Source organism: Sporofaciens sp. JLR.KK001, from assembly GCF_036941055.1.
Lineage (GTDB): Bacteria > Bacillota > Clostridia > Lachnospirales > Lachnospiraceae > Sporofaciens.
Genome location: NZ_JAYMNO010000001.1, coordinates 2,138,508 through 2,151,561, shown reverse-complemented (window position 1 = coordinate 2,151,561; position 13,054 = coordinate 2,138,508). Strand labels below are relative to the sequence as shown.

At 49.6% G+C, this 13,054-nt stretch carries 10 protein-coding genes; all 10 read right to left on the bottom strand.

Features of this window, described 5'->3' with window-relative positions; translation table 11 throughout:
• Nucleotides 1-46 precede the first annotated feature (46 nt).
• Entirely contained in the window at nucleotides 47-1,243 is a 1,197-nt protein-coding gene (locus VSQ62_RS11295; RefSeq protein ID WP_334635018.1) for an NADP-dependent isocitrate dehydrogenase, read from the bottom strand.
• Nucleotide 1,244: 1 nt separating this feature from the next.
• Entirely contained in the window at nucleotides 1,245-1,940 is a 696-nt protein-coding gene (locus VSQ62_RS11290) for a GntR family transcriptional regulator (protein WP_334637634.1), read from the bottom strand.
• Between the two features lie 19 nt (nucleotides 1,941-1,959).
• Entirely contained in the window at nucleotides 1,960-3,351 is a 1,392-nt protein-coding gene (locus tag VSQ62_RS11285; RefSeq protein WP_334635017.1) for a hydroxymethylglutaryl-CoA lyase-like TIM-barrel protein, read from the bottom strand.
• 160 nt (nucleotides 3,352-3,511) lie between these two features.
• Nucleotides 3,512-4,726, bottom strand: a complete 1,215-nt coding sequence (ilvA, locus tag VSQ62_RS11280) for a threonine ammonia-lyase (protein ID WP_334635016.1) — start codon at nucleotides 4,724-4,726, stop codon at nucleotides 3,512-3,514.
• A gap of 1 nt (nucleotide 4,727) precedes the next feature.
• The gene (gene ftsY, locus VSQ62_RS11275) at nucleotides 4,728-5,678 is read right to left on the bottom strand and encodes a signal recognition particle-docking protein FtsY (RefSeq protein WP_334635015.1); all 951 of its coding nucleotides are present in this window, start codon (nucleotides 5,676-5,678) and stop codon (nucleotides 4,728-4,730) included.
• 27 nt (nucleotides 5,679-5,705) lie between these two features.
• Entirely contained in the window at nucleotides 5,706-9,266 is a 3,561-nt protein-coding gene (gene smc / locus VSQ62_RS11270; protein ID WP_334635014.1) for a chromosome segregation protein SMC, read from the bottom strand.
• Between the two features lie 7 nt (nucleotides 9,267-9,273).
• Nucleotides 9,274-9,969 carry a ribonuclease III gene (gene rnc / locus VSQ62_RS11265; protein ID WP_334635013.1) on the bottom strand — a complete coding sequence of 232 codons (696 nt, stop codon included), beginning with the start codon at nucleotides 9,967-9,969 and terminating at the stop codon, nucleotides 9,274-9,276.
• A 71-nt stretch (nucleotides 9,970-10,040) separates the two neighbouring features.
• Nucleotides 10,041-10,274, bottom strand: a complete 234-nt coding sequence (gene acpP, locus VSQ62_RS11260; protein WP_334635012.1) for an acyl carrier protein — start codon at nucleotides 10,272-10,274, stop codon at nucleotides 10,041-10,043.
• Between the two features lie 35 nt (nucleotides 10,275-10,309).
• On the bottom strand, nucleotides 10,310-11,332 hold the full coding sequence (gene plsX / locus VSQ62_RS11255) for a phosphate acyltransferase PlsX (RefSeq protein ID WP_334635011.1): 1,023 nt from the start codon (nucleotides 11,330-11,332) through the stop codon (nucleotides 10,310-10,312).
• A 311-nt stretch (nucleotides 11,333-11,643) separates the two neighbouring features.
• Complete coding sequence (locus tag VSQ62_RS11250; protein ID WP_288091876.1) at nucleotides 11,644-12,960, bottom strand: IS4 family transposase; 1,317 nt, start codon at nucleotides 12,958-12,960, stop codon at nucleotides 11,644-11,646.
• Between the last annotated feature and the right edge of the window lie 94 nt (nucleotides 12,961-13,054).

Here is a 13,054-nt window from a genome sequence, read left to right as displayed (position 1 = left end):
GGGACGCAGTAAACTTCCATTTACTACGTCCCAAATCGCAGATTAATTACATCTTCCCGGCTATCGCCTTTATAAATTCTTCACTGTTCAGCACTACCGGATTCTTGATCGTCGTGATCAGAGCCAGATCCTTCGTCATCTTTCCTTCTTCGATCGTATCAATAGTCGCCTTCTCAAGCCGGTCGGCAAATTCCATCAATTCCTGATTCCCATCCAATTCTCCGCGTTTCCTAAGCGCTCCGCTCCATGCGAATATCGTCGCAACCGAATTGGTTGAAGTCTCTTCTCCTTCAAGATGCTTATAATAATGACGCTGTACCGTTCCATGGGCAGCCTCATACTCGTAATACCCATCCGGGGACACCAGTACCGACGTCATCATGGCAAGCGAACCGAACGCCGATGAGATCATATCGCTCATCACGTCTCCGTCATAGTTCTTGCAGGCCCAGATATAGCCGCCCTCAGACTTCATCACACGCGCCACCGCATCATCGATCAGCGTATAGAAATATGTGATGCCTGCCGCCTCGAACTTCTCCTTATATTCCGCATCAAAGATCTCCTGGAAAATATCCTTGAAGGTGTGATCGTACTTTTTGGAGATCGTATCCTTAGTGGCAAACCACAGATCCTGCTTAATATCCAGCGCATAGTTAAAACAGCTCCTTGCAAAGCTCTCAATGGACTGGCTGATATTATGCATTCCCTGAACTATACCCGCGCTGTCAAAATCATGAACCAGCTCTCTCGTCTCCGATCCGTCCTCTGCCGTATATACCAGTTCCACCTTGCCGGCGCCCGGAATCTTCATCTCCGACCCCTTGTACACATCCCCGTAGGCATGCCTCGCGATCGTGATCGGCTTCTTCCAGTTTCGCACGCACGGCTCAATCCCCTCCACTACGATCGGAGCGCGGAATACAGTCCCGTCAAGGATCGCACGGATTGTCCCGTTAGGGCTCTTCCACATCTCTTTTAAGTCATACTCCGTCATACGCGCCGCATTGGGAGTGATCGTCGCACACTTCACTGCTACCTTATATTTCTTCGTCGCATTCGCAGAATCGACCGTCACCTGATCGTCCGTCTCATTCCTGTGCTCAAGCCCCAGGTCGTAATATTCCGTATTCAGCTCTATAAACGGCTCCAACAGATGATCCTTGATCATCTTCCACAAGATACGGGTCATCTCGTCTCCATCCATCTCTACGATCGGTGTGTTCATCTTAATCTTTGCCATGCTATATTTCCTCCTGTTCTTCTCTGTTCTCTCTCCTGACCACCTGTTCAGACAGGTGCAGATTCTTCATTACATTCAAAATATGCCGGTTGGCCAGCTCCTCCGCCAGCTCTCCATCCCGGTCCTTGATCGCCTTCAGGATCTCCCGGTGCTCCTGGATCGATCTTACCGCCCGGTTCTTCTCCCCTACCGACATAGCTCTCGCCATCTGGACATATTTGTGGAAATCAGACAATACATGCTCAAGTATACGGCTGTTAGAGGCCTCATACAAGACCTTATGGAATTTTCCGTCCAGCTCTGTCACCTGTTCTGCCTGTTCCCCGCCCTTCTTCTGCAAATGAAATTCAGACAGCAGCAGCACCTCTTCCAACTCCTCGATCTGTCTCTCCGTAATATGTTCCGTCGCCCATCGGGCGCACATCCCCTCTAACATTGAACGAATCTTATAGATATCATAGACATCCTTCTGGGTGATCCCTGTAACATAGGCGCCTTTATTGGGGATGATGGTCACCAGCCCCTCAAGCTCTAACTGCCTTAACGCCTCTCTCACCGGAGTCCGGCTGACTCCTAATTCCTCCCCGATAGTAATCTCCCGAAGCTCTTCATGCTCATGATAGACTCCCGACAAGATGTCTTCCCTGAGCCTTTGAAATACTCTCCCCCGCAGCGAGCGGTCATGATACTCTTCCATTCCTTCCTGCCCTTCCTTCTCATTCCAGACGATATCCCAGTCTATTCTGTGCATCCTCGATCACGGCTAACAACTCTTCATCCGTCAGGACTGTCACACGCCCTTTCTCATATTCTCCGTCCACCCAGGCTTTTACCATGGCAACCAGCTCTGTATTCTTATCCACCTGCCGGTCTTCCGGCAGCCGGAAATAGGTATTGATCCAGTGCGCGATCCCTGCAAGCCCTGATGTGTTAGACACAGCCACTAGGGGCGGACGGTTCAGGAACTTCTCTGTATCAAATACATTATAGATCTCTTCATTCTTAAGAAGACCGTCCGCATGAATCCCGGCACGCGTCACATTGAAATTCCTCCCCACAAACGGCGTTCTTGACGGCACCCGGTATCCGATCTCCTTCTCATAATATTCTGCAAGCTCCGTGATCACTGTGGTATCCATCCCGTCCAATGTCCCTCTAAGCTGCGCGTATTCGAACACCATCGCCTCCAAAGGCGTATTCCCTGTCCGCTCCCCGATCCCGAATAAGGAGCAGTTCACCCCGCTTGCCCCATAGAGCCAAGCCGTCGTAGAATTACTTACCGCCTTGTAGAAATCATTGTGCCCGTGGAACTCGATCAGCTCACTCGGCACTCCCGCGTGGACACGGATACCGTAGATGATACCTGGAATCGATCTTGGTATCACGGCCCCGGGATAATTCACCCCATAGCCCATGGTATCACAGACACGGACCTTGACCGGAATCTGATATTCTTCCATCAGCTTCATAAGTTCTAAGCAGAACGGGATCACGAATCCATAGATATCCGACCTGGTGATATCCTCCAGATGGCATCTCGGGCTCACCCCCGTCTCCAGACACTCCCGGACTACCGACAGATAATGATCCATACATTCTCTTCTCGTCATCTTCAATTTATAGAAAATGTGATAATCCGAACAGCTTACCAGAATCCCCGTCTCTTTCATCCCAATCTCCTTCACCAGCTCAAAATCCTTCTTGCTGGCACGGATCCAACTGGTGATCTCCGGGAATTCATACCCCTTCTCCATACACTTATACACGGCATCCCGGTCCTTCTTACTGTATAAGAAGAACTCACACTGACGAAGCTTCCCGTAAGGACCGCCAAGTTTATGAAAATATTCATAGAGCCTTACGATCTGCTCTGTGCTGTACGGCGCCCTCGACTGTTGGCCATCCCGGAAAGTTGTATCTGTGATCCATATCTCATCCGGCATACTGTGAGGTACGATACGGTCATTGAACGCAATCTTCGGAATCTCGTCATAATGAAACAGATTCCGGAATACATTCGGCTTCTTCACATCTACCAGCGGATACATGTGCTCCTCAAGCTGCAGCAGATTGGTGTGCTTGTCTAAATATACTTTTCTGTTCTCCATGTACGCCCTCTCCTTCGTGTCATATCCTTTTGATTGTTAACGTGTATAATTGTATACAATTATACACGTATTGTCAAGAGCTAAATCAAATACCCCGCTGCCCGCATACAATAAAACAGGCTCCCCGGAAAATCAGGAAACCTGTTCATTTCCAAAAGCATCAGTATAACTTCGCTCCGATCTCACGAGGCCGGAAGCCTTCATCCTCTAATGCCTTCATAATCTCATTCTTATGATCTGTTCCAAATGCCTCCATGGTGATGCGAAGCTCCACCGCAGCGTTACGGTTGGTGCTGACAAACTGGTTGTGCTCAAGCTTGATGACATTTCCCTTCGCATCTGCGATCGTAGCCGCAACCCTCACCAATTCACCCGGCTTATCCGGAAGCAGTACAGATACGGAGAAGATCCTGTCTCTCTGGATCAGCCCGTGCTGCACGATAGAAGACATGGTGATCACATCCATATTGCCGCCGCTTAAGATCGCTACCGCCTTCTTACCCTTAAGGTCGAGCTGTTTCAACGCCGTGACCGTAAGAAGTCCCGAATTCTCCACCACCATCTTGTGGTTCTCCACCAGATCCAGGAAAGCCCCGATCAGCTCGTCGTCCTCTACGGTCAGCATCCTGTCGATATTCTCCTGGGCATAGGGGAAGATCTTCTCGCCCACCCGCTTAACCGCGGTACCGTCCGCGATCGTGTTGGCGCTGTCCAGCGAAACCGGCTCTCCTGTAGCAAGCGCCGCCGTCATACTCGCCGCCTGCGACGGTTCCACACCGATCACCTGGATCTTGGGATTCAGCATCTTGGCAAGTGCAGACACACCAGTGATCAATCCGCCTCCGCCCACCGGCACCAGGATGTAATCCACCGTCGGAAGCTCCTGCACGATCTCCATGGCGATCGTTCCCTGCCCGGTAGCAATATCCGGATCATCGAAGGGATGGACGAAGGTATATCCCTTCTCCTCCGCCAGCTTCAATGCATACTCGCATGCATCGTCATAGACATCCCCGTAGAGAATCACCTCCGCACCGTAATTCTTAGTCCGGTTCACCTTGATCAGCGGAGTAACCGTCGGCATCACGATCACAACCTTACAGCCGAACTTCTGTGCCGCATAAGCGACGCCCTGGGCATGATTGCCGGCCGAAGCCGTAATAAGGCCTCTCGTGCGCTCCTCCTCGCTCATCGTACTGATCTTATAATAAGCTCCCCGCACCTTGTATGCTCCGGTATACTGCATATTCTCCGGTTTCAGATAGATCCTGCCGCCTGTCTCCTGGCTCAGATACTCACTGTATACTAATTTGGTCGGATTGGTGATATTCTTGACAAGCTCGCTTGCCTGTTCGAATTTTTCAAGTGTCAGCATATTATTCTTCCTCCTCTTCTACCGTAAATAATGCCTGTACAAACGCATCCGCATCGAACTTCTGCAGATCGTCGATGGTCTCGCCGACCCCGATATACTTGACCGGGATCCCTAGCTCTGCATGGATCGCTACCGCAATCCCGCCCTTCGCCGTTCCGTCCATCTTCGTAAGGACGATCCCGGTAATATCCGCCACCTCATTGAACTCCTTCGCCTGCTGCAGCGCATTCTGTCCCGTAGTCGCATCCAGTACCACCAGCGTCTCCCGGTAAGCCTCCGGGAATTCCCGGTCGATGATCCGATTCATCTTCTTCAATTCTTCCATCAGATTCTTCTTATTATGAAGCCTGCCCGCCGTATCGCACAGCAGCACGTCTGCGTGCCTCGCCTTGGCAGACGCTACCGCGTCATAGACTACAGACGCCGGGTCTGACCCTTCCTGCCCGCCGATCAGATCCGCCTGCGCACGGTTCGCCCATTCCTTAAGCTGCTCTCCGGCCGCCGCGCGGAAGGTATCGGCCGCCGCAAGCACTACCTTCTTATTCTGAGCGCGAAGCTTCCCTGCCAACTTCCCGATCGTAGTCGTCTTACCCACGCCGTTGACTCCGATTACCATAACCACGGAAGTCTTCTCCTCGAACTCATAGGCCGTCTCGCCCACATCCATCTGTTCCTTGATGCTCTCGATCAGGACCTCCCTGCATTGAGCCGGCTCCTTGATATGCCGCTCCCTAACCTTCGCCTTCAGATCATCCAGGATATCATAGGTCGCCTGTACGCCCAAGTCCCCCATGATCAGAACCTCTTCCAGTTCCTCATAGAAATCATCATCAATATGAGAAAAGCCGTTAAAAATACTGTCCATCCCGGACACGATATTATCTCTCGTCTTCCCAAGCCCCTGCACCAGACGCCTGAAAAAACCTGTCTTCTCCTTCTTCTCTTCTGCCATCTTTAACCTCCTGCTTTCTTCCTCACTCTATTGATCCAACTCTTCCTCCAACAGACTTACCGATACCAGCGTTGAGATTCCCTTCTCCTGCATGGTGATCCCATACAGCCTGTCCGCCGCCGTCATGGTCCCTCGTCTGTGAGTGATCACGATAAACTGGGTATTCTTCGTCAATTTGTGTAAATACTGGGCAAACCTTACCACGTTGTTATCATCTAACGCCGCTTCAATCTCATCAAGCAGACAGAACGGGGACGGTTTCAGATTCTGAATCGCGAATAACAGGGCGATCGCCGTAAGCGCCTTCTCCCCGCCGGATAACTGCATCATATTCTGCAGCTTCTTCCCGGGCGGCTGCGCGATGATACGGATTCCCGCCTCCAGGATATCCTCATCCGCCATCAGTTCCAGTGTGCCCTTGCCGCCGCCGAACAATTCCTTGAACACCATGTCAAACTCACTGGCGATCCGCCCGAACTGCTCCGCAAACTGCTTGCGCATGGCCGCATCCAGTTCCTCAATGATCTGCTCAAGCGTCGCTTCCGCCTCCACCAGGTCGTCGTGCTGTCCCCTCAGAAATTCATAACGGTCAGATACATTCTTATACTCCTCGATCGCATTGACATTGACATTCCCCAGGGCGCGGATCTCGCCTTTCAATTCCTGCACCCGCTTCTTCATCCTGGCAAGGTCTGTCAGATTCGAATCCCGCAGTTCCTTTGCACGGATATAAGTGATCTCGTACTCCTCCCACATATAATTGATCTGCTTCTCCGAAGCCGCCTCATAATTCTCCTTCTGGCTCTCCAGACGGAATACCTCCTTGTCAAGATCTGACATATGCTTCGAGAGGTCTTCCCGCTTCTGCAGGAAATCCTTATGCTTCTGATTCAATTCCTCCCTGTCCTTCTTAAACCGTTCGATCTCCGCCTGAATCTCTGCAAACAGTTCACTGGAATTCTCAATGGTATCTCGAAGTTCTGCAATCTGCTTCTCCTTCTCTTCAATCTCTTTGGAGGTTCCGCCCTTGCTCTTCTCAAGCTCCTTTAACTCTTCCCGGAACTTGCCGATCTCGTCCTGGATACGATTCACATTCTCCACCACGAATGTGATCTTCTGCTCCATGCTGGCGAATTCAAGATGGATCTCTTCTGCCTTCTTGATCTTTCCCGCCTCTTCCTCGTGATGTATATCCAGGATCTTCTGTTCCTTCTCAATCTGCTCCGTCAATTCCTGCTCAAGCCTCTCCGAGGTATCCAGCTCCACGCTGATCGATTCCTGGTTATCAACGATATCCGTGATCTGGATATCCAGCTTCTCGGCCTCCGCCTTCGTGCTCACCGCAAGCCCTCTTGCATTCCTGATCTTCGCCTCCGCCTGATCCGCATTCATCTTCGCCGTATTCTGGATGACATACGCCTTCTGAAGCTTCGCGCCGATCTCATCTAACTTCTCATAATATCCGGCGCGCTCTTTTCTCAACAGATCCGAGGACGCCTCCACCTCGTCCATCTCCCGCTTCAACTGCTTCACCGTCTTCTCGAATTCTTCGATCTCCCGGCGTCTGCTAAGCAGATTGCTGGAATTCTTGAACGCGCCTCCCGTCATGGACCCGCCCGGATTGATCAACTCTCCCTCCAGGGTAACGATCCTGATAGACTGCCTGTACTTCTTGGCAATGGCAAGCCCATGGTCAATATGGTCTACCACCAGCGTCCTTCCAAGAAGAGAATCCGCAAGCACCTCATACCGGGCCTCCACCTTGACCAGCGTATTCGCCGTTCCGATCACTCCTGGTTCCTTTAACGCCTCCGGCCTTCCTATACCGGAATTTGCCCGGATATTCGTAAGCGGAAGAAAGGTTGCGCGCCCGAACCGATTCTTCTTGAGATAATCGATCATCCTCTTCGCCGTCCCGTCGTCCGAGGTGACGATATTCTGGATATTTCCTCCAAGGGCAGTCTCAATCGCGACCTCGTAATCCTTGTCAACCTTGATAATATCGGCAACAACTCCCAGGATCCCTTTCTCCTGGCTTTTGCGGTCCATCACCTTCCGGATGCTGTTGCCGTATCCGTCGTACCTCTCCGTAATATTTTTCAGAGATTCCAGCCTGGACTCCTCCCTGTGATACGCTGTCTGCCCGATCCGAAACTGCTCGGTCTGTTTCGTCAGACGCTCCTGCAGTACCTCGATCTTCTTCTCGTATTCGTCGTTCTCCTTAGACAGACTGATGATCTGCCCGGAGATCTCTTCTAACTCCTTCTGATACTCTGTAAACCGCTTCTCCTGTTCCTGTTCTTCCGACTCTGCCTCCAGGATTTGACGGTTCATGCCTGCTTTCCTTACCTGGATCTGCTCCAGCATCGTGTCGTATTTCTGGATCTTCGCCTTGGTAGACGCCCTGTTGTTGAGGATCTCAATGATCTCACTCTGCTTGTGTTCAACCGATGCCGTGATCTCCGCGATTCTTGACTGTACATCGATCAGCTCCGCTCTCGCCTTCTCCTCAAGCTTCGTCTGCTCATCGATCTGAACCTGGATAGCCTCTTCCTCGCTCCCCAATTCCTTGAGCTGATCCTCCCGCACGCCGATCTCAGAAGTGATCGTCCTCGCACGCTGGTCATAGTGTGCATCATTCATATGCATACTATTGATCTGCTCCTTCAGAAGTTCGATCTGGTTCTCCAACTGCTGCTTTAGCATGCTAGTCTCATTCAACTGGCCCTTCGCCTTCTCTATAGACGCGTCAATACCGTCAACCTGCTCCTCCACCGACTCGTATTCCGTCTTCATATCGTCATACTTCCGGCTGGCTTCCTCAAGCTCTGTCCGGGTAATGGCAAGCTTCTTCTCCATATCCCTGACCTGTTCCTCCAGACGCTCTGTCTCAAGCAGGAACATATTGATATCATACGTCTTAAGCTCTTCCTTCTTCTTCAGGTATTCCCGGGCAGTCTCCGCCTGCCGCTCCAGCGGCCCAACCTGCTTCTCAAGCTCCGCGAGGATATCATTCACCCTCAGAAGATTCTGGCGCTCTTCCTCTAACTTCTTCACAGACATGTTCTTGCGGCGCTTGAACTTCACGATCCCAGCAGCCTCATCGAACAATTCTCTTCTCTCCTCGGGCTTCCCGCTTAAGATCTTATCAATCTGTCCCTGTCCGATGATCGAATACCCTTCCTTACCGATTCCTGTGTCGTAGAACAGCTCGTTCACATCCTTCAGACGGCAGGAGCTCCCGTTGATCAGATATTCACTCTCACCCGAACGGTACAGCTTCCTCGTCACCGTCACCTCTTCGAAGTCGATCATAAGCTGATGGTCGGAATTGTCAAGGGTGATCGCAACAGAAGCATAACTAAGCGGCTTGCGGTTCTCCGTCCCGGAGAAGATCACATCCTGCATGCTCCCCCCTCTAAGCTGCTTGATCCTCTGTTCCCCTAAGACCCACCGTACCGCATCCGCTACATTGCTCTTCCCGCTTCCGTTAGGCCCGACGATCCCCGTGATCCCGTTATGGAAGTCAAATTTTATCTTATGCGCAAATGACTTAAAGCCCTGCACTTCTATGCTTTTCAGATACATGCTACACCTACTTTATATTATTCTCATGCAGCTTCAAAATACTCTGGTATGCCGCCACCTGCTCCGCTGCCTTCTTGGTATGGCCGACACCGATCCCATATTCCTCCTCTCCGATATATACGGCCACTCGGAAGGACTTCTCATGGTCCGGTCCCATCTCCCCGATCAGCCGGTATGTGATAGACGACTTGAAATTAGCCTGTACGATTTCCTGCAGGATAGTCTTGCTATCGAAAAAGAGTGTCTTATTCTCAAGATCATCCAGAATAAAACGATGGATAAACTCTTTCGCATTAGCAAAACCACCATCCATATAAATAGCTCCGATCAACGCCTCCAACGCATCAGAAGTAACGGAATTCCTCTCCCTTCCCCCGGTCGCATCTTCGCCCTTCCCCAGCAGAAGATAGACCCCAAGGTCCAGTTCCTTCGCACAAAATGCCAGCGCCGGTTCACACACCATACTCGCCCTGGTCTTGGTAAGCTCCCCCTCCGGCATCTTCCGGTTCTCATAGAACAGGAACTCACTTGCAACCAGCTCCAACACCGCGTCTCCCAGGAATTCCAGACGTTCATTGCATTTGTATTTGGGTAAATGCTTCTCATTCGCATATGAACTGTGGATCATTGCCTGCCGAAGCAAATTGAAATCTGTGAACGTGTAACCAATCTTTTCTTCTAATACCTTTAAATCCTGACTCATTCTATCGCCTCACCTATTGCTATCACAAAAGCGAAAAAGCCCTACCGGGCTTTTTCAAATAATATCATTGCCTAGTTATTCGTCGCATTCTTGATCTGCTCGACAGCGTCGCCCACTGTCACGATCTTCTCTGCTTCTTCGTTATCAATTTCGATATCGTACGTCTCCTCTATACCCATAATAATCTGAAAGATGTCCAGAGAATCTGCTCCCAGATCATCCACAAATGTTGTGTCCATTGTAATCTCATCTGCATTCACATTCAACACGTCTGCTATAATTTCTTTTAATTTCTCAAATTCCATGTCTTTTCTCCTTTTCTCTTGATTTCTTGTTCTTTTTATTCAGCGGATGCTGCATCCGATTGAATACATTCTTTGATCTTCTCATTGATCTTCTGTTTCTTGAACGTTACGCACTGAATCAGCGTATTGCTCACTTCCTTCGCCTTAGCGCTTCCGTGGGTCTTCACTACCAGCCCGTTAAGCCCCAGAAGCGGCGCTCCGCCGTATTCGCTGGCGTCAAATGCCTTGAGCGTCTCCTTAAGCGCCGGTTTGATCAATACCGCGCCGATCTTGCTTCTCAATGTAGACATCAGGCCTTCCTTCACCTTGCTGATCAGTACGGCGCCGACGCCTTCATACAGCTTCAGGATGATATTTCCCGAAAATGCTTCACAAACTATGACGTCTGTCTGTCCGTGCGGAATCTCTCTTGCCTCCACACTGCCGGTAAAATGAATATCTCCCTGTTCCTTCAATAGCGGAAATGTCTCTTTGACCAGAGCATTCCCCTTCTCTTCTTCCGCACCGATATTGACGATTCCCACCTTAGGCTTCTTAACTCCCAGAACATGCTCCATATAGATGGAACCCATCTTGGCAAACTGAACAAGGTGCGACGCCCTCGCGTCAACGTTCGCTCCGCAGTCAAGCAGCAGTGAGACGCCCTTCTTTGTCGGGATCAGCGACGCCAACGGCGGACGTTCTACTCCCTTGATCCGTCCGACCAACACCTGGCCTCCGACCAGAATTGCTCCCGAGCTTCCTGCAGATACGAATGCATCCGCCTTACCTTCCCGTACCATCTTCATACCGATCACGATGGAAGAATCCTTCTTCTTGCGGATTGCATTCACCGGCGGTTCCGCTGTCTCGATTACTTCGGATGCATGGATCACTTCGATCTGAGACTTGTTATACTCATAACGGGCAAGCTCTCTCTCTATGACTTCTTCCCGCCCGATCAGGAATACCTTCATAGCCGGCTCCTTCTCTATGGCGTCTACCGCCCCTTTTATCATCTCCGCAGGGGCGTTATCTCCCCCCATAGCATCCAAAGCTATGTTCGTAACTTCTGACATCTGTATCCCTCCCGGCGCCTGTGCTGTCATACCTTAATATATCAGACACCTTTATTACAGACTAATTTTACTAGACATTATGTGAAAAAGCAATACCTCATAATAAAAAACCAATGTTAACAACTTAGTAGTGGCATGATATCACAATAGGATTAAGCTATTAAACCAATAATAGCAGATGATAGAAATGATTAAAATACACTGAAAAAAGGGCAGACTTTCCCCTTGGTTGCTATCAGCTGTTTTTTTAGATATGGCGTTTGTATTGTAGAATATAAAGAAACTGGCACCACCACCTTTCTTAAATGGTATTAGTGTGTAGTCTTGTTATTGTAATGATGTTTGACTTTTCTTGGAGTTGTACGTAGATTTGATTCCCCGCTGCCCTTTTTGTCACACACCCGGTGAGATACGGCAAAATCAAATATACAGCGGATGATGCCATACTTTTCTGTGTCTGTATCAGCATCCATATATTCTCCTATATGACGGCTCAGGTATCCGACAAGCTCATTCATGTTTGTCATATATTTGTTCTGATTCCCTTTCTGGTTTATGGTGCTGTCAACAATGCCGTCCGTCTCCCGCTTTATGGCAAGAGCCAGGTTTGCAAGCAATACCGATATCCAGAATTCCTGGAGAACGGAGTTCTCGGAATAGCCCCGGAAATTAGTGAGCCCGATCTTTTCTTTGACAAGCTTATAATTCTCCTCCACCGGCCATCTAAGGAAGTAACACTGGCGGAACAGTTCTTTGGCAAGGTCAAAATCATTTGTGATCAGCGTTTCCACCGTCCCACTTGGGAGGTAAAATTTAAGGATGCGTACTTTCCTGCCATCAAGGAAAAAGATATAGTCACTGATTCCATTTCGATCCGCCGGTACAGGGAGTGCATCAATATCCGTGTTAAATTTAGTCCTTAACCGGAAGAGATATCCGGCATGTAAGGTGTCTTCGATAAAAGAAAATAAATTTTTTGAAGCATATCCCCTATCGAAGACAAATATGGTGTATAATAGATTCGTCCGTGCTTTGCTTTTTATATTTTGCATATGCCTTATGGCAAGGGTACGTTCACCGACGCTCATGGGTTCGAGCTGTGCATCAAGGATGCGGTGATTCAGTACATCAAAAGCAACACTGGCAATGGCAGTGGGAGAGTTTTGGCCTCTCCCTATGCTGCCGTATTTATCAAGAAGAGTCTTACGGTTAGGAAGAGGTATTTTAGAGCCGTCAACAGCAATGATCTGCCGTCCCCATACACCCATGAAACGTGAATGGAAATCCAGGGAATCCCTGCTGCAAAGGAAGTCAAGTACACGTTCGAAGCATTCTTTGAAAATAGAGTGATCAATGCCGGAACGGGCCTTGCTGAAAGCCTGTTGGGAACATTTCACAGTATCAGAGATTGGAATTCCTGATATATGCCGCAATTCGGTAAAGAATTCATCCAGTGATGAAGAAATAGTTTTCTTGGAATTTCTTAATAACAGTTTGATCAATGTCCAATAGGGAAGTTTCCCGCAATTGCGTGTAAAAGCCCCTTTTCTGTTTCTGGCCCGTTCAAGGACATGTGGATCAAGTAATGTGTTACAGATAATATCGACTAAGATTTGAATTAAATTCATACGATGCAGCCCCCTTAAAAAAGTAATATAAACAAGGGCTGCGCCGCATTTTTTGGAGCTTATGTCAATAGTAAATATGCTGGTTTTTATGGGC

Excerpts from the sequence above, each read along its gene's own strand:
- VSQ62_RS11295 (WP_334635018.1), bottom strand. The coding sequence starts at position 1,243 with ATGGCAAAGATTAAGATGAACACACCGATCGTAGAGATGGATGGAGAC.
- VSQ62_RS11290 (WP_334637634.1), bottom strand. The coding sequence starts at position 1,940 with ATGGAAGAGTATCATGACCGCTCGCTGCGGGGGAGAGTATTTCAAAGG.
- VSQ62_RS11285 (WP_334635017.1), bottom strand. The coding sequence starts at position 3,351 with ATGGAGAACAGAAAAGTATATTTAGACAAGCACACCAATCTGCTGCAG.
- ilvA (WP_334635016.1), bottom strand. The coding sequence starts at position 4,726 with ATGCTGACACTTGAAAAATTCGAACAGGCAAGCGAGCTTGTCAAGAAT.
- ftsY (WP_334635015.1), bottom strand. The coding sequence starts at position 5,678 with ATGGCAGAAGAGAAGAAGGAGAAGACAGGTTTTTTCAGGCGTCTGGTG.
- smc (WP_334635014.1), bottom strand. The coding sequence starts at position 9,266 with ATGTATCTGAAAAGCATAGAAGTGCAGGGCTTTAAGTCATTTGCGCAT.
- rnc (WP_334635013.1), bottom strand. The coding sequence starts at position 9,969 with ATGAGTCAGGATTTAAAGGTATTAGAAGAAAAGATTGGTTACACGTTC.
- acpP (WP_334635012.1), bottom strand. The coding sequence starts at position 10,274 with ATGGAATTTGAGAAATTAAAAGAAATTATAGCAGACGTGTTGAATGTG.
- plsX (WP_334635011.1), bottom strand. The coding sequence starts at position 11,332 with ATGTCAGAAGTTACGAACATAGCTTTGGATGCTATGGGGGGAGATAAC.
- VSQ62_RS11250 (WP_288091876.1), bottom strand. The coding sequence starts at position 12,960 with ATGAATTTAATTCAAATCTTAGTCGATATTATCTGTAACACATTACTT.